Source organism: Myxococcus sp. CA023 (assembly GCF_010998615.1).
Taxonomy (GTDB): domain Bacteria; phylum Myxococcota; class Myxococcia; order Myxococcales; family Myxococcaceae; genus Myxococcus.
Genome location: NZ_JAAEAH010000094.1, coordinates 1 through 18,670 on the forward strand (window position 1 = coordinate 1; position 18,670 = coordinate 18,670).

An 18,670-nucleotide genomic window follows, 5' to 3' on the forward strand; every position below is an offset into this window, starting at 1 on the left:
ACGCGCGGGGGCGGCATGACGGCCACCGGGGCCACGCGAGGCACCGGGCCGCCACCCTGCATCGGCTGGGACGCGACGGCGCCGGGCTGCTGCCGGTGCTGCAGGTGCTGGGTGAGCTGGGCCTCCAGGCCCGCGGGCTGTGCGCTCGCGGTGGGGCGGGGCGGCGGGACGATGCGCTTGGCGCGCAGGTCCTTGATGACCAGCCGGGTGATGGCCTTGAGCGTGTCGAGCACCCCGCGGCCATTGGCGGCGGACGTCTCCAGCTCCGGGACGCCTCGGGGGTTGAGCTCCTTGCGGAGCACCTCCACCGGCAGCACGCCGTCCAGGTCCCGCTTGTTCCACTGCATCACCAGTGGGAAGCGGTCCAGGCGGATGCCGTGCTCGAAGAGGTTCTCCTCCAGGTTGGCCAGGGACTCGCGGTTGGCGTCCATGGCCTCCGGCTGCGAGTCCGCCACGAACACCACGCCGTCGGCGCCTTGGAGCACCAGCTTGCGGGTGGCGTTGTAGAAGACCTGGCCCGGCACGGTGTAGAGCGCCAGTCGCACGGAGCAGTCGCCCACGCGCTCCACCTTCACGGGAAGGAAGTCGAAGAAGAGCGTCCGGTCCCCCTCCGTGGCGATGGACATCATCTCGCCGCGGTGTGCGGGGCGGACCGTCTCGTAGATCTTCCTCAGCGAGGTCGTCTTCCCGGATAAACCCGGTCCGTAGAAAACGATTTTCGCGGCCACTTCACGGGCCATCAGATTGACGCTGCTCACGGTGTCAGCTTACCTAGTCCGACTTGACACCTCGCGCCAGTTGACGGCGAGACATTCGCCCCGGGTCCGCGAGGCTCAGCGCTGGAGGTGAGGCCACGGGCTCAAGGCAGGCTCGCCAGGATGCGTGCCCGCAAAGCATCCGCGACGGCTCACACCGCTTCCTTGAAGAGGAATACGGCACGAACCGCACGAATGGCGGCCAATACGTCATGCCACCGGCGAACCACCGCACTGCTCGAAAATCAAGCAGGGATGCGGCGTCCGCACGGAATGAAACCGCTCGTGGGGGGCAGTCGCGGTGGTGAGACGCGCGTCATGCCCTCCCTCGAGCGAGAGAACCTCAAGCGGCCTTCGTCACCTTGCCCGCCTTGATGCAGCGGGTGCACGCGAGAACGCGCTGGGTGCTGCCCTGAACGCTGGCCCGGATCTTCTGGAGATTCGGCAGGGTCCGCTTCTTGGTCTTGTTGTTCGCGTGGCTGACGTTGTTACCCACCAGCGGACGCTTGCCACACAAGTCACACTTCCACGCCATGACCTCTAACTCCTTGAAAACTGGGGCGTTGGACGCCTGCCGATTAAAAGAGCGGCGGAACCTGCCAGATAACGGCCCGGAAATCCAGCCTTAGATCCAGGATCAACCCTTGAGCGGATCCTTCTTCTTCAACATGTCCTGCACCAGCCGCGCGGCCCGGATACCCGCGAGCAGCTCGCCTTCCAGCCCCAGACCGGGGAGGACCTCGCGGTTGGCGAGCAGGATGTTCTTGGCTGGCGTGCGCTGGGTCAAACCCGTGACGCCCAGGACGGCTTCCGACTCGAAGCTGAACAATGGGTGCGGCATCAGCCGGCTGCCACGGACTCCGTCGGCGTCCAGGTAGGGGGCCGAGCGCAGCACGCGGTGCTGGGCGGTGAAGGGCATCAGCGCGTCCAGGTGCTCGTCGATGCGCGTCGCCAGGCCCTGGAGGTGTTCCTCGCCCAGATCCCGCGCCGAGGCCGGGACGAAGGCGCCCGCGCACACCACGCGCAGCCCTTCCGTCGCTTTGGCCTCCTTGCCGCCGTGCGCCGGCGCCGCGCGCGCGGGGTGGACCTGGATCAGCACGGGCCCCAGCTCCGCGTCACCCGTGTCCAGCAGGGCCAGTTCACCCATGCCGCGGGGCAGCGCCGACTCCGGCACCACCCAGTTCACGGTGAAGAGCAGGGCCTTGGTGTTGGACTGGTCCAGGTGCTCCAGCAGACCGCGGTGGTGCTTCTTGTCCGTCACCAGCCGTCGCAGCGCGCCCGCGTCCGTGGCCGCCACCAGGCAGGACGCGCGGTACATGGTGTCCGAGCGCATCAGCTTCATGCCCGCGAACTTGCTGCCGTCGAAGGCCAGCTCCTCCACGATGAAGCCCGCCGGGTTGTCGCGCCCGAGCACATCTCCGCCCAGCTCCGCCACGCGGCGGGCGAGCAGCTCGCGCAGGCCCTCATTGCCCCCGGGGAAGAAGGAGGGCGTCGACAGCACCTGTGACATGGCCCGAGTCAGCGCCAGGTGCGCCTCCGGACGGTCCAGGTGGGTGACGAAAGGCAGCAGCCCCCGCACCAGGGACACCGAAGCGCTGTCTCCCGTGAGCCGGGGCGGCGCCTCCAGGCCGGGATGGGCCCGGATGAGCTTCTTCAGGCCCCAGCCCTCGAAGAAGCCGTCCGGTGGCAGGGCGGGGCCCGCCTTGAAGAAGGCATCACTGGCTTCGTGCTGCGCGGCGGCGCCGGCCAGGGCGCCCAGCAGGGATTCGCCTTCCTCGCCCAGCTCCCGCGTCACCTCGGCCTTGCGGCGGGCAGCATCGCCATGGAGGTCCAGGCGGTTGCGAGGCATGAGGAGCTGCAGCTCTGGCGCGTGGGGCCGCAGCGTGCGCTGGACGTTGGCGTTGAGGCCCAGCTCCGTGAGGGCCTCCTCCACCGCGGGCATGGCCTTGAGCGGCGGAGCGACGAAGGGGGCATAGGGGAGCACGTAGCCTCCGTGCTCGTAACCGGGCCCCATGCCGTCGTGCTCCACCAGCAGGACGCGGTGGTTGCGCTTCGCCAGCAGGGCCGCTGCGAGCGCACCGCCCAGCTGACTGCCGAGCACGATGACGTCGTAGACATGCCGGGACGGCCCGGCGGGAAGCTTGAGCTTGGCAGAGGACGTCGCCATGAGGCGGGCAACACTACACAACGTGCCCGCCGCTGGCGCCCTTTTCACCACGGCGCGCCCCGCGGAGGGCGGATCAGCGGGCCTGGGCGCTGAAGAGACGCTGTTCCAGCTCAGGGGGCAGCTGGGTGAAGTCCTGGACCACCCAGTGCGCGCCGGCCTTGCGGAGGTCGGCTTCCGGCGCGGCGGTGGTCAATCCCACCACCGTCATGCCGGCTTCGCGGGCGGACATGATGCCCAGGACGGCGTCCTCGAAGGCGAGGCACTCGGTGGGGGCCACACCCAGCGCCTTGGCGGCGGCCAGGAAGATGTCCGGGGCGGGCTTGCCGCGCGTCACCTGTTCGGCGCCGACGATGCTCGCGAAGAGGGGACGGAGGCTGAGCCCGTCCAGCACCAGGTCGCGGTTGCCCTGGGGCGCCGCGGTGGCGATGGCCGCCGGGACGTGGGCCTCCTTCAAGCGCTGGATGAAGGCCGCCGCGCCCCGGTGCAGCTTCAGGTGCGGCCGGTACAGGGTTCGGTAGTGGTTCTCCTTTTCCTCGGCGATGCGCTCCACTTCATCCGGGGCCACCGGGCGGCCGAACAGCTCGGGGATGATCTCCTCGTTCTTCCTGCCGGCGAAGCGGCTCTGGAAGTCGTTCGCGGTCAGCGGCAAGCCCAGCTTCCGGGCGAACGAGACCCAGGCCTCGTTGTGGAACTGCATGTTGTCGACGAGGGTGCCGTCCATGTCGAAGACGACGGCACGCAGGGGCGCCAGTGCGGAGGTCATGCGTTCCCCATAGCGCGTCTGTCCCCGCGGTGGGCCAACGAATCCACCCAAGGGGCTGCTCGCCTGATATCCCCGGCGCCATGACGGACGACCTTCTGCTCGAGACGCGTGGCGCGGTAGGCGTGGTGACCCTGAACCGGCCCAAGGCCCTGAACGCGCTGAACCTGGGCATGTGCCGCAAGCTGCACCCGGTGCTCGACGCATGGGCGGCGGACCCGTCCATCCAGGCCGTGGTCATCCGGGGGGCTGGCGGCCGAGCCTTCTGCGCGGGCGGAGACGTACGCGCGGTGGCGCTGTCGGTGGGGGACGCGTCCGCTGAAGAGAAGGAGCGGCTGTCGCGCGAGTTCTTCCGCGCCGAGTACGGGCTGAACCACCGCATCCACTATTTCGGCAAGCCGTTCATCGCGCTGGTGGACGGGGTCTGCATGGGCGGCGGGCTGGGCCTGTCGATTCACGGCACCCACCGGGTCGTCACCGAGAAGCTGGTGCTGGCCATGCCGGAGACGGCCATCGGGCTCTTCCCGGATGTGGGCGGCGGCTGGTTCCTGCCGCGCTTCCCGGGTGAGTCGGGCACGTACCTGGGCCTCACGGGGGCCCGGTGCGGCGCGGCGGACGCGATGTGGCTGGGCTACGCCACGCACCACGTGGAGTCCGCGCGGCTGGAGGAGGTACTGGACGCGTTGGTGGGTGCGCCCTGGGGCACCGGCGCGGCGAGCACGGTGGTGGACACGGTGCTCGCCGGCTTCCACGCGGACGCGGGCACGTCGCCACTAGGGGTGCAGCGCGCCGCCATCGACCGGTGCTTCGCGGCCGAGCGCGTGGACGACATCCAGCAGGCGCTGGAGCTGGAGGGCACGCCGTGGGCCCAGGAGACGTGGGCCACGTTGCTTCACATGTGCCCGGCCAGCTTGAAGGTGACGCTGCGCCAGCTCCGGATGGGGCGCACTCGCGGCTACGACGAGATGGCCAACGTGGAGTACCGGCTCAGCCAGTCGATGACGGCGCGGCCGGACTTCCGTGAGGGCATCCGCGCGGTGCTCGTGGACAAGGACAACAAGCCGCACTGGCGGCCCACCACGCTGGCGGAAGTCACCGAAGACATGGTGGAGGCGCTCTTCGCGCCGCTGCCTCACGACACGTGGAAGATGCCGGCGCGCGGGTAGGGACTGTTGCTAGATGTCCTCGTCGCTGAGGACGGTGATGCCCTTCGCGCGTAGTAGCGCCGTGGTGATGCCTTCGCCCGTGCGGAGCTGGCCGGACTCGTAGACTCGCTGGCTGCCGCACGACGGGCTCTTCTCCTTCAGCAGCGCCACCGTCGCGCCGAATCGTTGTGCCGCTTCGAGCGCGAGCCGGGCGCCCTGTTGGAAGGCCTCCGTCCGGTCGATGCCCTCGGTGCGCTCCACTGCGACTGCGCGCCCAGCCCAGACGTCCACGCCCGTGCCGCCTCGCAGGTCGACGGGAGGGCGCGGCACGGGCAGGCCCGAGGCCACTTCCGGGCACACGGGGATGACGTCCTTGTCCGCCAGCGCCGCGAGGACGCGCTCGGAGCGCTGGGAGCGGCCGTCGTACCGACACGCCTCGCCCAGTAGACAGGCACTGACCAGCACCACGCGAGCATCCTGGAGCGTGGTGACTCGTTCGGCCTGCGAGGGTAGGGCGGTTGAGCCTTGCTCGTCTCGGGGGGACGCAGGGCCGCCCAGGGGCCCGGTGGACTGCCGCTCGTCGGCGATCAACCCGTCGCGGGTCAGCCCCAAATCGGCCTCCGGTTGCTGAACGTCGCCATCATCCCCTGACGCGGCGCCGGGGAACTCCGGCTCCTGGTCGAACGTCTTCGGTCCGCTCACGCCGGGTCGACCGCCGCGCCGGGATTCCGAAGCGCCAGCTCACCCACCGTGGCCCGCGCCTCCACTCGCGTGCGGGCCCCGTCCAGCGTCACCTTGCCCGTCACGGCGAGCCGCACGGCCAGCGGGTAGAGCCGGTGCTCCTCCGCGAGGATTCGCGAGCTCAGGGCCTTCTCGTCGTCATCCGGCAGCACCGGCACGGCCACCTGCGCGATGATGGGCCCCGTGTCGGTGCCCGCGTCCACGAAGTGCACCGTGCACCCGGCCACCTTCACGCCTCGCTCCAGCGCCTGTCGCTGCGCATGCAGGCCCGGGAATGCGGGCAGCAGCGACGGGTGGATGTTCAGCACCCGCCCCGCGTAGTGGCCCAGGAAGTCCGCGCTCAACAGGCGCATGAACCCCGCCAGGCACACCCACTCCACGTTCGCCGCGCGCAGCGTGTCCAGCAGGGCCTTCTCGAAGTCCGCCTTCGTCGCGTGGGCCTTGTGGTCCACCACCTTGGCCGTCACGCCCGCCTTGCGCGCCCGCTCCAGCGCGAACGCGGTGGAGACGTTGGACACCACGCAGGCCACCTCGGCGGGAAAGTCCTCCCGCGCGCAGGCGTCCAGCAGCGCCTGGAGGTTGCTCCCGCTGCCGGACACGAGCACGCCCAGGCGGACCCGCTGGCCGCTCATGGGTCGACAACCGCCGTGGCCTCGCCCTGGCCCGCTTCCACGCGGCCGACCTCGAAGGCCTGCACGCCCCGGTCGCTCAGCACGCTCAGCGCCTGGGCGACGTCTTCCTTCGCCACGACGAGGATGAGCCCCAGGCCCATGTTGAACGTGCTGAACATCTCGTCGCGGGCCACGCTCCCCAGCTTCGCGATGAGGTCGAAGATGGGCGGCTTGGGCCATGTCTTTTCACTCAGCACCGCGCGCGTGCCGTCCGGCAGGCAGCGGGGCAGGTTGCCCGGAATGCCGCTGCCGGTGATGTGCGCCAGGCCCTTCACCTTCACCGCCTGGAGCAGCGCCAGCACGTCCTTCACGTAGATGCGCGTGGGCTCCAGCAGCGCGTCCACGAGCGGCCGGTCCAGGCCCTCGGGCGTCGCGTCCAGGGCCAGCTTTCCGTCGTCCAGCAGCACCTTGCGCGCCAGCGAATAGCCGTTGCTGTGCAGGCCAGAGGAGGGGAGCCCGATGAGCGCGTCACCCGGCTTCACGCTCTTGCCGTCGATGATGGCCGCGCGCTCCACCACGCCCACGCAGAAGCCCGCGAGGTCGTATTCGCCACGCGCGTAGAAGCCCGGCATCTCCGCCGTCTCGCCGCCCAGCAGGGCGCACCCTGCCTGCTCGCAGCCCAGGGCGATGCCCTTCACCACCTCGGCCGCGTCGTCGACCTCCAGGCGCCCGGTGGCGAAATAGTCGAGGAAGAAGAGGGGCTCGGCGCCGCAGGTGAGGATGTCGTTCACCGACATGGCCACCAGGTCGATGCCCACCGTCCCATGGCGTCCAGCGGCGAAGGCCACCTTCAGCTTGGTGCCCACGCCGTCCGTGCCGGCCACCAGCACTGGCTGCTGGTACTTGCCTGGCGGTAGGGCGAACAGGCCGCCGAATCCACCCACTCCGCCCATGACTTCAGGGCGCATGGTGCGCGCGGCATGGGGCTTGATGCGCTCGACGAACGCGTCGCCGGCCTCGATGTCTACTCCGGACTGCTTGTAGGTCGTTCCCACGGGCGGCCTTCTACCCGGCCCCCGCGCCGGTGTCTCGCGTGGCGTGGCGGCTGTCCCACCGGTGCGCACAGAAAAGGGAATTTGACCGGGCGAGTGTGGGCTGATTGACTCCTTTGCAGGATGGGCGCCGAGGAAACCCTCTTTCAACGTTTCGGCAAGGAGTTCCCCCAGGGCACCGAGCTCTTCCGCGAGGGAGAAGCCGGCAAGGAGATGTTCGTCATCCAGGCAGGACGGGTGGCCATCTCCAAGCGGGTCCGTGACGTCGAGAAGGTTCTCGCCGTCCTGGGCCCCGGTGAGTTCTTCGGGGAAATGGCCATTATCTCCAACAAGCCGCGCAATGCCTCGGCCACGGTCAACGAGGACGCGAGGCTGCTGGTCATCGACCCCAAGACGTTCGAGGGGATGATCCGCGGCAATGCGGAGATCGCCGTCCGGATGATCAAGAAGCTGGCCGAACGCCTCTCCGAGGCGGACGCCCAGATCGAAAACCTGCTGCACAACGACCCGGCCAGCCGGGTGGTGCACCAGATCATCCAGGCCTGCCAGAGCCGGGGCCGTCCCCTGGACGAGGGCGTGGAGATTGACTTCGCGGTGCGGGAACTGCCGCGCCAGATTGGTGTGGGCGAGCCCGCGGTCCGCGCCGTGGTGGACCGGCTGGAGCGTTCCGGTCTGGTCGAGCGGAACGGGGACCGGATGACCGTGCTGGACACGGCCAGGCTGCACGACTTCCTCCAATACCTGGAGATGAAGTGGAAGTTCGGAGACCTCTAGCGTGAAGCTGCGAGTCCTCGGCTGCCACGGCGGCGAGCTACCCAACTGCAAGAGCACCTGCTTCCTCGTCGATGACGTGCTGGCGCTCGATGCGGGGGCGCTCACGGGGACGTTGTCGCTGGATGAGCTGTGCCGCGTGGACCACGTCCTGGTGGGGCACAGCCACTTCGACCATGTGAAGGACCTGCCGTTGATGGCGGACCTGGTCATCGGCCGGCGCGACACCCCGGTCACCATCTACGCCTCGCGCGAGTGCGCCCGGGCCCTGCGCGACAACATGTTCAACAACGCGCTCTGGCCGGACTTCACCCGCATCCCGACGAAGCGCCAGCCCGTGCTGCAGATCAAGACGTTCCGGGCTGGCAGCACCTTCCAGGTGGGCCCCTACACCGTGCGAAGCGTGCCGGTGAGCCACCCCGTGGAGTCGTGCGGCTTCATCATCTCCAACGGCAAGAGTGCCCTGGCGATGAGCGGCGACACCGGCCCCACGGACAAGCTGTGGAAGGCGCTGAACGAGACGAAGAACCTCAAGGCGCTGCTGTTGGAGACGTCCTTCCCCAACAAGCTCCAGTCGCTGGCCGACATCTCCGGCCACCTCACGCCGCACACGCTGAGCCTGGAACTCCAGAAGTTCGAGCGCAACGGCGCCTCGGTGCTGCTGTATCACCTCAAGCCCGCCTTCGTGTCGCAGCTCAAGAAGGAGCTGGCCGAGCTGCCGGTGGAAGTGCTGGAGCTGGGCGATACCTTCGAGTTGTAGACGCGTCGCGCCATACGGAGGGGTTGACGGCCGAAAGCGGCCGGATTAACCCCGCCCACCCCATGGCCTGGTTCTCGAAGAAGCCGCGCATCGCCGTCGACACCGAACCGCAAGCCGAGCCCCGCCCGTCCCGCATGGAGGGGCTGTGGGCGAAGTGCGAGACGTGCGACGAAATCATCTACCGCCAGGAGTTGGAGAAGAACTGGATGGTGTGTCCGCACTGCGAGCACCACCACTACTGGGCGGCGCGCGCGCGGCTGGCGGCGCTGCTGGACCCCGACAGCTTCGAGGAGTTCGACAAGGAGCTGGAGCCGCAGGACCCGCTCGGGTTCAGTGACACGAAGAAGTACAAGGACCGGCTCAAGTCCACCCGGAAGAACCTGGGCGAGCCGGATGCCTTCATCTCCGGCGTGGGCCGCATCCAGGGCCACCAGGTGTCGGTGGGCTGCTTCGTCTTCGAGTTCATGGGCGGCTCCATGGGCTCTGTCGTGGGCGAGAAGGTGGCCCGCGTCTTCGAGCGCGCGCACGAGCTGAAGTGCTCCGCCATCGTCTTCTCCGCGTCGGGCGGCGCGCGCATGCAGGAGGGCATCTTCTCCCTCATGCAGATGGCCAAGACGTCGGCGGCCATCGCCCGCTTCCGCACCGGCACGCGGCCGTACATCTCCGTGCTGCTCAACCCCACCACCGGTGGCGTCGCCGCGTCCTTCTCGTGGCTGGGCGACGTCATCCTCGCCGAGCCCAAGGCCCTCATCGGGTTCGCCGGTCCGCGCGTCATCGAGCAGACCATCCGCCAGAAGCTGCCGGAGGGCTTCCAGCGCTCCGAGTTCCTGCTGGACCATGGGATGATCGACGCCATCATCCACCGCAAGGACCTGCGCGCGAAGCTGGGCCAGATCCTGGGGCTGCTGGGCTGAGCGCGCCTCGGACACCGGAGGAGGCGCTGGCCTTCTTCACGAAGCTCAACCCCTCCGGCATCAAGCTGGGGTTGGAGCGCGTGCAGGAGGCCCTGGCCGCGCTGGGCCACCCGGAGCGGCGGTATCCGGCGCTCCACGTCGCCGGGACGAACGGGAAGGGCAGCACCTGTGCCATGACGGCGGCGTCGCTCCATGCCGCCGGGCACCGCGTGGGTCTCTACACGTCTCCGCATCTGGTGCGCGTCAACGAGCGCATCCGCGTGGACAACGAGGACATCTCCGACGCGGACTTCGGCCTGCGCATCCTGGAGGTGTTGGAGCGCTACCCCAGCGCCGTGTCCTCTCCCATGACGTACTTCGAGTTCGGCACTGTCGTAGCCCTGTGGCACTTCGCCCAGGTGCGCGTGGATGTGGCCGTGCTGGAGACGGGCCTGGGCGGCCGGCTGGACGCCACCACGGCCGCCAGCCCGGTGGTGACGGCCATTACCCCTGTGTCCTTCGACCACATGGAGTACCTGGGCGACACGCTGGCGGCCATCGCCGGCGAGAAGGCGGGCATCCTCAAGCCCGGCGTGCCGTGTGTCGTCGCGCGGCAGGCCCCGGAGGCCTTGGAAGCCATCCTCCGAAAGGCCGAGCAAGTCGGGGCCCCGGTGCGGCTGGAGGGGCGTGACTTCACGGGCGAGCGCCAGCCAGATGGCGGCCTGTCGTACCGCGGGGCAACCTGGTCCCTGGATGGGCTGTCCGTCGCGCTGCGGGGGCCCCATCAGCGGCAGAACGCGGCGGTGGCGCTCGCCTGCCTGGAGGCCTTGCAGGAGCGCCGCGTCACCGTGCCGCCCGAGGCCGCGCGTGCGGGCCTGGCGTCGGCATGCTGGCCGGGGCGTTTGGAAGAGGTGGGGCAGCAGCCCATCCTCCTGCTGGACGGCGCACACAACCCGGCGGGCGTGGAGGTGCTGCTCGCGTCGCTGAAGGACCTCTACCCGGGGCGCCGCCTCCACCTCGTCTTCGGCGTGGTGGGGGACAAGGACCGGGGACCGATGATGCGAGCGCTGTTGCCCGAGTGTGCTTCGGTGCAGCTCACGCCTTTGGAGACGCCTCGCTCGCTGGCTCCCGAGGCCTACCTGGCAGAGGCGCGCGCGCTGTGCGCGGACGTGACTGCCTGGCCGGATGCGGACGCGGCCCTTGCCGCGGCGCGCAAGCGGGCAGCCGCGAACGACCTCGTCCTTTGTACAGGTTCACTGTTCCTTGTCGGGATGATGAAGGCTCGCATGTATCGAAACCTTGGCGCGATGCATCAGCCGCCGTAGATTCAAGACATGCGCCTGCCGGACTGGAGAGCCGCCGCGACATCGGGGCCGCCCATCCCCTCCATCGACGAAGTCGATTTCAGGGCGCTTTACTCGAAGACGAAGTACGTCGTGGAGACGGCGGACGGCTGGTCGCTGGTCATCACCCGCTACCGTCCGGTGAAGCAGCCTTTTCCGCAACCGTTGTTTGGTGAGCCCCTGCTGCTGGTGCACGGTTTCTCACAAAACCGGCACACCTGGACCAGCGGGCAGTTCGTCAAGAACCTGCTCTTCTTCGGGGTGGACATCCACATCCTGGAGCTGCGTGGCCACGGCAAGAGCTCCATCGCGTTCCAGAACGAGCGCGCCGAGCGCTTCAAGCGCCCCCTGCCGCCGGACCTCGACTACGGCTGGGATATCGACAGCTACTTCCTCTACGACCTACCAGCGGCCGTCTCCGGCGTGAAGCGCATCACCCGGCGCGAGCGCATCTTCTACTGCGGCCACTCCATGGGCGGGATGCTGGGCTACGGCTACGCCGGCATCCATAATGACTTCGAAGGCCTCATCACCATTGGCTCCCCGGCGGACCTGGGACGCGGCTTCATGCTGCTGCGCCTGCTGGCGCACGGCGCGCCCATGCTGGTCGGGATGATCGACCTGACGCTCGCCAGCCTCAACGTGGGTGGCAAGGTGGAGGGGGCGGGGCGCTCGCTGCTCGCGCGGGGCGTGGGCGTGTTGAACAAGGGCCTGGGACGCCGGCTGTCACCCCGAGCGCGGCGGACGCTGCGCTTCGACGCGGTGCCGGTGGACATCATCCTCAAGACGCTGGAGCGCCAGCTCGCGAAGGCCGAGGACTCGTCGCTGTATCAACAACTCACCACGCGGTTGAACCGTCTCATCAATCCGGAGCGGGTGAGCGCGGATGACATCCGCTGGTTGCTCCGCGAAGGTGGAGAGCGGGAGCCGCGCCGGGTGCTGGAGCAGTTCGCGCGGTGGATTCGCCGGGGAGAGATGGTCTGTTACCGCACCGGCTTCGACTTCAAGCGGGGCTTCGGTCGCATCGAGGTTCCCATGGCCATCATCTTCGGGGACCTGGACCCGCTGGCCTCGCTGGAGTCGACGCGCAGCGTGTATCGCGCCGCCAAGAGTGAGTATCTGCTCTGGCGTCCGGTGAAGGGTAATAGCCACATCGAGCTGACGATGGGGCATGACATCCGGCAGATCTGCTACGACATCAAGAACCTCATCGAGTACGCGCGGACCCACCGGTATCGCTCGCCGAGCCTTCCGCGGCTCCGCTAGACGCGTCTGGATGGAAAGTTGGAGGCACGCTGGTGCGTGATAGCCTCTACGCTCTTCTGTCAACGTGAAGGGGTGTGGTCGATGAAGCCGTTTGCCGCGTGGCTGCTCGGTGTGGTGCTCGTGCCCTTCGTGGCGCTCGCGCAGGCGCCGGCCACGAACCTGAACACCATCACCGCGGTGCAGGTGAACGGTGGGACGGTGACCATCTCCGGCTCGCAGAAGGCGAACTTCACCACGTTCACCATGACGGACCCGCCGCGGCTCGTCATCGACATCTCCGAGGCCGTCTTCTCCGACGTGCCCGAGGAGATTCAGGTGGGCAATGGCACGGTGACGGCCATCCGCACCGCCAGCTATGGCTCTGAGGCGTCATCCATCGCGCGCGTGCTCATCGGCTACGAGCGCGAGGCGGAGGCGGACATCCAGGCCCATGGCAACCAGCTCGTCGTCCGCGTCGCGGGCGGCGGGGGGCAGGCCGTGGCGCAGGCGCCGGGCACCGAGCAGCCCCAGGCGGGAAGCAGCGCCGCGGATGCCGCCGCTGCCGCCGCGGCGGAGCGTCAGGCCCAGGAGAAGGCCGCCGCGGAGGCCGCCGCCGCGGCTCGCGCCGAGCGTGAGGCCCAGGAGAAGGCTTCCGCCGAAGCCGCCGCCGCCGCGAAGCGTGACGCGGAGGCCGAGGCGAAGCGTCAGGAGGAGGCTCGGGCTGCCGTTCAGCGCCAGCAGGAGGAGCAGGCTCGGGCTGAGGCGGACCGCAAGCGCCAGGAGGAGGCTTCGCGTGCCTCGGCGCAGGCCGCCGCCGACGAGAAGCGGCGCCAGGAAGAGTCGGCGAAGGCGTCCGCTCAGGCTGCTGCGGAGGAGAAGCGTCGCCAGGAGGAGGCCTCGCGCGCGTCCGCGCAGGCCGCCGCCGACGAGCGCCGGGCCCAGCAGCAGTCCGCCGCCGAGGAGCAGGAGCGGCGCAAGGCCGCGGCCCGGGCCGAGGCCGAGCAGCGGAAGGCCGCTCAGCAGTCCGCCGCCGAGGAGCGACGTGCCGCCGCGCAGGCCGCGGCGGAGGAGCGCCGGGCCCAGCAGGAGGCCGCCGCTGAGGAGCGCCGTCAGCGTCAGGCCGAGGCTCGTGCGTCCCGGGAGAGCCGCCAGAATCAGGCGGTGGAGCCCTCCCGGCCGAGCAGCTCCGGCTCGGAGGCCTCGGTGTCCTCGCGTCGCAAGACGCTGACGCTGGTGGGTTTCCAGCAGCAGTCGGGGGCCTCGCGCGTGTTCATCCGCACCAACGAGCCGGTCAGCTACTCCGTGTCGGAGCGGGGCCGCTCCGTGGTGCTGGAGCTGGAGAACACCCGCGTGGATGCCAGCAACAACACGCTGCCGCTGGACACGTCCTACTTCGCGACGCCGGTGCTCCGGGTAGATCCGAGCGCGTCCGGGCGGGATGTGCGCATCACCATCCAGCTCCGGCAGTCCGCGCCGTTCCAGGCCCGCCAGGAGGGCAACGTCATTTCATTGGACTTCCAGCGTACAGGCCGGTGAAAAGAGCGGGCCGCTCGGCCTGGGCGCGGCATACCCTGCACCCCTGAATGAGCTTCTTCGTTCCGCTCGCCGCCGCGCTGCTGGTCTCCACGTCGCAGGTGCCACTCGCCACCCCGTTGGCTCTGCCCAACGGTGAGACGGCGCAGCTGGCTGCGGACCTGGTCGTCTACGAAGCGGACACGAAGGTCGTCACCGCGCGCGGCAACGCCGTGCTGCGCACGGAGACGATGCAGCTTCGCGCCGACGAGGTGACGTACGACGAGGTGAACCAGCTCGTCACCGCCTCGGGCGGCGTGATGTTCGTGGGCCCCAGCGGCCTGGCCGCGGTCGCCGACACCGTGAAGATGGATGTGCGCACCTACGAGGCGAACCTCGAGGGCGGCCTCTTCATGCAGAAGCAGGGCGTCACCCAGGAGGCCCTGTTCACGGCGAAGACGCCCCAGGAGCTGCGGGCCATGGGGGAGACGCCCCTCCTGATGAGCGGCTCGCGCATCCGCCGGACGGGGGAGAACACCTTCCTCGTGGAGGACCTGGCCTTCACGCCGTGCAACTGCAGCCCGGGTGAGCCCGGCTGGCGAATGGAGGCCTCGTCGGCCACCGTCGTCCTGGGCGAGCGCGCCACGATGACGCTGCCCGTGGTGTACGTGAAGTCCGTGCCCGTGTTCGCGCTGCCGTGGCTCTACATGCCGCTGTCACAGCGGCGCACCGGCCTGCTGCTCCCCAAGCCCACCATCTCCTCGCTCAACGGCTTCTCCCTGGAGCAGCCCCTCTTCATCACACTGGGGCAGAGCTACGACGTGACGCTCACGCCGGGGTACTTCAGCGGCGGCTACGAATTGCATACCGTTCCCGGCGCCACCGAGCAGGTCCGGGAGCCGCGCTACCTGGGCGTGAAGGGGCCGCGCCTGCTCACCGAGTTCCGCTATGCGCCCAGCGAGCGGACCCGGGGGCGGGCCACGCTGGGGTTCCTCTACGACCTCCGGCCCATCCGGGATCCGCGCAGCTTCGTGTTCTATCGGCGGACGGTGGACGGTGTCGCCTCGCCTGAGTTCGTCGATGAGCGGCGAGGACTCCGGGGCGAGGCGTCCTGGCAACACACCCAGGACATGGGGGGAGGGTGGCACAACCGGGTCGACGCCTCGTTCGTCTCGGACGGCAACTACACCCGCGACCTCACGGCGGACCTCGTCACCCGCGAGTTCACCTACCTGCGCAGCACGGGCACGGTGTTCCAACGCCAGGACGACCTCTATGCGGGGCTCGACGTGGCGCTGCGCCAGGACATCCGGTGGGGGTACCGCTTCTTCCAGGACAACCGCATCCCGGCAGCCACGGACCCGGCGCGCCCGGACCTGAAGGGCCCCACCACGTTCCAACGCTTGCCGGCCATCACCCTGGCCCTGCCGGAGCGGCCCGTGCTGGGCGGAATCATGGGGGGGCTTTCGGTGCAGTACCTGCGGCTCGCGCCCTTGCGAGGCGGGTACGGCGACGAGGGTATCGACGGCATCTTCCGGCCTGGGGGGGACTACCTCCCATTCGGCTCCTCCGAGTGGCCGAAGCCCGCGGACACCACACAGTCCGACGGCATCTTCAATTCGAACGACCGTGAAGCCCGCGACCGGGTGGACTTCTTCCCCCGCCTGTCGACGTCCTTCGGTCTGGGCAGTCTGATGCGCGTGTCGCCCTCGCTGGGCATGCGCCAGGACGTGTGGCTGGGCGAGGTATCGGGCCGGACGTGGCAGCGGGGCTATCCCATCGCCGGGCTGCTGCTCGAAAGCCAGGTGGCGCGCGTCTTCGAAGGCCGTGAGACGAGCTTCCGCCATGCCATCACCCCCTCGCTGGAGCTGCGCTACGTGCCGGGCGGGTGGGGCCGTCTTCCCTCGGCCGGGGCTTCCGGTGAGGACCTGGCCCGCCCCTATGACGAAGTGGACGCCGCGGTGCCGTTCCAGGCCGACGGCCGCACCCGGGGCTTCCTCCACGCGGTGCTCGCCGTGGACCAGACGCTGCGCTTCAAGCGCGGCAACGACATCCGCGAACCGCTGCGCCTGCGCATCGGACAGGGCTTCGACCTCACCCGGCACGTGCCCGCGGCGGGGAAGGTGGACGACCCGGGGCCCGTGCTGCGCGACACCTTCGCCCGCCTCAGCGCCACCGCTGGAGTCTTCACGGCCGCAGGCACCGTTCGCTACGACCCCAACGCGGGCCGCATCTCCGGGCTCTCCGCGGAGGTGAACGTCGACAACGGTAAAGGGCACGCCGTGTACGCGCGCTTCGATGACCTGCTGTGGGCCGGGGGAGATGCGCTCAACCGCGGCGCGGATCCCCGCTCCGTGGGCCCAGATGTGCTCCGCCGCTCGCTGGATACCTTGGTAGGCGGATTATCCCGAGTAGAGCCCGGCTTCCCTCCGGCCGAACGGGCTCAAGCCCTCATCGTGGGTACGCGTTTGAAGCTCGGATTTGGGCTGGGAGTGCGGTACGAAGCAATTGTGCAACCGCTTTACCAGGATCCAATAACTCAAGAAAATCGCCCTCTTGCTCAGCAGACGTTCGGCCTCTCGTATGGGCCTGCATGCGACTGCTGGCGGGTAGAAGGGGTGGTGACGTCGCGGCGAGATTTGGGGCTGGAATTCTCCGGCATCAACCTCATTGTGGCGGATTTCGGATCCTTTGGTTCCGGAGGCTAGGAATCACCAGCGGTGGGTGGTGGTTCCTCCAACCCCGAAACAGCCAGGAGAAGTACTTCGTGTCGGACCTCGGAAAACGAATTGGGCAGCGCATCCGCGAGCTTCGGACACAGCGGCCGGAGCGCTGGACGCAGGAAGAGCTCGCTGAGCGGGCGCAGATCAGCGTGTCGTTCCTTTCCATGATCGAGCGTGGCGAGCGTGTCCCCCATGTGGAGACGCTAGCGGCCCTGGCCAACGCCCTGGGCGTGAGCCTGGGCGAGCTCTTCACGGGAACGGAGCAGACCCTTGCTCAGACGGAGGACCTCCTGCGGCCCCTGTCTGACTTCGCGCGCGCCCGTGGCCTCACCGCCCGGGACGTGGACCGTCTACTGGGCGTGGCCCGGGTGATGTTCAGCGGCACCGCCGCCTGACGTTGCCCCCTGGGATTCCAGGCCCTGGACGCAAGAGGGCGCCGGTCCACCTGTCCTGTCCTTGACTGGACGGTAGGTGGCCCGGGAAGATGCGGAAGATGCGCTGTGCGCTGCTCGCGTACAGCCCGCTTCCTTCATCGCCTTCAAGGAGTTTCCACTGATGCGTCCGGGTCTGGCCCCGTGGGTGGCCTTCGCGAGCCTGCTGTTTGTCGCATGCTCGCCGTCGGCCCCCGCCACACTTGAATTCGTGGACCAGTCACCGGCTCAGCCGCGACTGGGAGAAATCACCACGCTGCGCTTCCGCGCGGTGGACTCCCGAGGCCAGCCGCAGGCGGGTACGCCGGTGTCCTTCACGCTGGAGTCCCCCGTTCCGGGCGTCGAGCTGTCGCCCACCGAGGGTGTCACCAACACGGGTGACGGCATCGTGTCCGTGCAGATGACGGCGCGCGGCGGCCGGGTGGCCTCCGCCGTGGTCATCGCCACCGCCGGCACGGGTGCCGAGATGAAGCGGGCCGTCTCGCCGGTGGTCAGCTTCGCGGGCACCAACTCGAACTCGCGTCAGTTCACCTTCCAGTGCGGCTCGTTCTCCGGTGACGGCTCGGGTCTGCACCACGCCGTTGGCGCCTGGGACGAGACGCGCGCCCTCATCGCGGGCGTGAAGGTCCGGTGCATCGCCCACGTGGGTGATCGCAACGGTGACGGCGTGGTGGGTGCCCAGGTGTCCTTCCTCACGGAGGCGGGCACCATCGGTCCCAGCGCCGTGTCCGTCACGGACGTGGTGGGCAACGCGGAGGTCCTCTACAAGACGTCCCTGCCGCTGCCGCAGGACGTGGAGCCGGGCATCTTCAGCTGGAACCCGCAGAAGGACGCGACCCACACGGGCGAGTACCTGGCGCCGCTGTGGATGCACCCCTTCCTCTGGGACGAGAACCCCATTGCCGCCTACGGCAACGCCCCGCAGCCCCAGCAGGACCGCCCGGAGCCGCGCCGTCCGGACCCCATCCGCCCCGGCATCGTCCTCAACCCGCGTGACAACCTGGTCTCGCTCATCGCCATCACCAGCGGTGAGGAGGCCTTCGACGACCTCAACAACAACGGCGCCTGGGACACGGGCGAGCCGTTCGAGGACCTGACCGAGCCCTTCGTCGACAACAACGACAACGGCACGTGGGACCCGGGCGAGCGCTACGTGGACACCAACGGCGACGGTCGCTGGACGGGCAAGAATGGCCAGCACGACGCCAGCACGCTCATCTGGGTGCAGGAGCGCATCCTCTGGACGGGCATGCCCCACGGGCTGGACAAGGACCAGACGCAGCGGCAGCTCGACCCGCCGCCCAACGCGCCGCCGCCGCTCATCAACCACTTCGGTGGCATCTCGATTTCGTTCATCGTCTCCGACCCCTGGTACAACCGCATGGCCCAGAACAGCGGCAATGACGGTTGCAGTGGTGGCGCGTCCGGCCCCGTCACGGTGTCCCCGGCCAACACGGGCATCGCGCTGACCTACCCGTCCTTCAACTTCGAGACGTACCTGGTCAGCGATGCGCACGAGCCGCCCGCTGAAGGCCCCCCGCCGCCGGTCTTCAACCCTCCGGTTGATTGGAGGGTGACGCCCATCTGCAAGTACACGGCGGCACAGCTGGAGGGCCACGAGGCCATTGTCCAGGGACCCATCGTCCGGGGCACCGTGGAGTAGTCTCCGTCGTTTCGCCGGGCGGGCCCACGAAGGCATTGACCCCAGGGCCCGCCCTCCGTAGGTTCTCCGCTGGTTGACTGGCGAATCACCCGCCGGTG

The 18,670-nt window shown here is 69.1% G+C and carries 17 protein-coding genes; 10 read left to right on the forward strand and 7 right to left on the reverse strand.

All coding sequences use genetic code 11. The features are described from left to right. The 4 genes from F8M74_RS31775 to F8M74_RS31790 all read right to left on the reverse strand — a co-directional run. Positions 1-758 (reverse strand): ATP/GTP-binding protein (locus F8M74_RS31775; RefSeq protein ID WP_163884649.1); only part of this gene is annotated, 758 nt, incomplete at its 3' end. Between the two features lie 340 nt (positions 759-1,098). Continuing rightward, positions 1,099-1,290, reverse strand: coding sequence for a 50S ribosomal protein L28 (rpmB, locus tag F8M74_RS31780; protein WP_011552763.1), 192 nt, complete (start codon positions 1,288-1,290; stop codon positions 1,099-1,101). A gap of 102 nt (positions 1,291-1,392) precedes the next feature. Next, positions 1,393-2,922: an NAD(P)-binding protein gene (locus F8M74_RS31785; RefSeq protein WP_141256785.1), complete on the reverse strand. Its 1,530-nt coding sequence runs from the start codon at positions 2,920-2,922 to the stop codon at positions 1,393-1,395. 73 nt (positions 2,923-2,995) lie between these two features. After that, positions 2,996-3,685: an HAD family phosphatase gene (locus F8M74_RS31790; protein ID WP_141256786.1), complete on the reverse strand. Its 690-nt coding sequence runs from the start codon at positions 3,683-3,685 to the stop codon at positions 2,996-2,998. 80 nt (positions 3,686-3,765) lie between these two features. On the opposite strand from F8M74_RS31790, the gene F8M74_RS31795 reads away from it, so the two are divergent. Next, on the forward strand, positions 3,766-4,848 hold the full coding sequence (locus F8M74_RS31795; protein ID WP_141256787.1) for an enoyl-CoA hydratase/isomerase family protein: 1,083 nt from the start codon (positions 3,766-3,768) through the stop codon (positions 4,846-4,848). Positions 4,849-4,857: 9 nt separating this feature from the next. Here the strand turns inward: F8M74_RS31795 and F8M74_RS31800 are convergent, their stop codons facing one another. The 3 genes from F8M74_RS31800 to purM are packed head-to-tail and all read right to left on the reverse strand — an operon-like array spanning position 4,858 to position 7,234. Continuing rightward, positions 4,858-5,529: a DUF523 domain-containing protein gene (locus tag F8M74_RS31800; protein WP_228560623.1), complete on the reverse strand. Its 672-nt coding sequence runs from the start codon at positions 5,527-5,529 to the stop codon at positions 4,858-4,860. Continuing rightward, on the reverse strand, positions 5,526-6,200 hold the full coding sequence (gene purN / locus F8M74_RS31805) for a phosphoribosylglycinamide formyltransferase (protein WP_141256788.1): 675 nt from the start codon (positions 6,198-6,200) through the stop codon (positions 5,526-5,528). Before purN ends, F8M74_RS31800 begins: the two co-directional genes overlap by 4 nt. Continuing rightward, positions 6,197-7,234, reverse strand: a complete 1,038-nt coding sequence (gene purM, locus F8M74_RS31810) for a phosphoribosylformylglycinamidine cyclo-ligase (RefSeq protein ID WP_141256789.1) — start codon at positions 7,232-7,234, stop codon at positions 6,197-6,199. Before purM ends, purN begins: the two co-directional genes overlap by 4 nt. 120 nt (positions 7,235-7,354) lie before the next feature. On the opposite strand from purM, the gene F8M74_RS31815 reads away from it, so the two are divergent. The 9 genes from F8M74_RS31815 (at position 7,355) to F8M74_RS31855 (ending at position 18,572) form a co-directional block, all read left to right on the forward strand. Next, positions 7,355-8,005: a Crp/Fnr family transcriptional regulator gene (locus F8M74_RS31815; protein WP_141256790.1), complete on the forward strand. Its 651-nt coding sequence runs from the start codon at positions 7,355-7,357 to the stop codon at positions 8,003-8,005. A gap of 1 nt (position 8,006) precedes the next feature. Continuing rightward, entirely contained in the window at positions 8,007-8,762 is a 756-nt protein-coding gene (locus F8M74_RS31820) for an MBL fold metallo-hydrolase (protein WP_141256791.1), read from the forward strand. A gap of 62 nt (positions 8,763-8,824) precedes the next feature. Further along, positions 8,825-9,676 carry an acetyl-CoA carboxylase, carboxyltransferase subunit beta gene (gene accD, locus F8M74_RS31825; RefSeq protein WP_141256792.1) on the forward strand — a complete coding sequence of 284 codons (852 nt, stop codon included), beginning with the start codon at positions 8,825-8,827 and terminating at the stop codon, positions 9,674-9,676. 71 nt (positions 9,677-9,747) lie between these two features. Next, positions 9,748-10,980: a folylpolyglutamate synthase/dihydrofolate synthase family protein gene (locus F8M74_RS31830; RefSeq protein ID WP_141256793.1), complete on the forward strand. Its 1,233-nt coding sequence runs from the start codon at positions 9,748-9,750 to the stop codon at positions 10,978-10,980. Positions 10,981-10,989: 9 nt separating this feature from the next. Then, a complete protein-coding gene (locus F8M74_RS31835; protein ID WP_141256794.1) occupies positions 10,990-12,264 on the forward strand; it encodes an alpha/beta hydrolase in 1,275 nt (424 codons plus the stop codon). Between the two features lie 18 nt (positions 12,265-12,282). Further along, positions 12,283-13,779 (forward strand): AMIN domain-containing protein, encoded by a 1,497-nt coding sequence (locus F8M74_RS31840; protein WP_141256795.1) that lies wholly within the window; start codon positions 12,283-12,285, stop codon positions 13,777-13,779. 47 nt (positions 13,780-13,826) lie between these two features. After that, positions 13,827-16,463, forward strand: coding sequence for an LPS-assembly protein LptD (locus F8M74_RS31845; protein WP_141256796.1), 2,637 nt, complete (start codon positions 13,827-13,829; stop codon positions 16,461-16,463). 59 nt (positions 16,464-16,522) lie between these two features. After that, entirely contained in the window at positions 16,523-16,873 is a 351-nt protein-coding gene (locus F8M74_RS31850; RefSeq protein WP_002634858.1) for a helix-turn-helix domain-containing protein, read from the forward strand. A 160-nt stretch (positions 16,874-17,033) separates the two neighbouring features. Beyond that, on the forward strand, positions 17,034-18,572 hold the full coding sequence (locus tag F8M74_RS31855; protein ID WP_141256797.1) for a hypothetical protein: 1,539 nt from the start codon (positions 17,034-17,036) through the stop codon (positions 18,570-18,572). Positions 18,573-18,670: the final 98 nt, after the last annotated feature.

Coding starts and splice junctions, on each gene's coding strand:
- rpmB (WP_011552763.1), bottom strand. CDS start 1,290: ATGGCGTGGAAGTGTGACTTGTGTGGCAAGCGTCCGCTGGTGGGTAAC.
- F8M74_RS31785 (WP_141256785.1), bottom strand. CDS start 2,922: ATGGCGACGTCCTCTGCCAAGCTCAAGCTTCCCGCCGGGCCGTCCCGG.
- F8M74_RS31790 (WP_141256786.1), bottom strand. CDS start 3,685: ATGACCTCCGCACTGGCGCCCCTGCGTGCCGTCGTCTTCGACATGGAC.
- F8M74_RS31795 (WP_141256787.1), top strand. CDS start 3,766: ATGACGGACGACCTTCTGCTCGAGACGCGTGGCGCGGTAGGCGTGGTG.
- purN (WP_141256788.1), bottom strand. CDS start 6,200: ATGAGCGGCCAGCGGGTCCGCCTGGGCGTGCTCGTGTCCGGCAGCGGG.
- F8M74_RS31815 (WP_141256790.1), top strand. CDS start 7,355: ATGGGCGCCGAGGAAACCCTCTTTCAACGTTTCGGCAAGGAGTTCCCC.
- accD (WP_141256792.1), top strand. CDS start 8,825: ATGGCCTGGTTCTCGAAGAAGCCGCGCATCGCCGTCGACACCGAACCG.
- F8M74_RS31835 (WP_141256794.1), top strand. CDS start 10,990: ATGCGCCTGCCGGACTGGAGAGCCGCCGCGACATCGGGGCCGCCCATC.
- F8M74_RS31845 (WP_141256796.1), top strand. CDS start 13,827: ATGAGCTTCTTCGTTCCGCTCGCCGCCGCGCTGCTGGTCTCCACGTCG.
- F8M74_RS31855 (WP_141256797.1), top strand. CDS start 17,034: ATGCGTCCGGGTCTGGCCCCGTGGGTGGCCTTCGCGAGCCTGCTGTTT.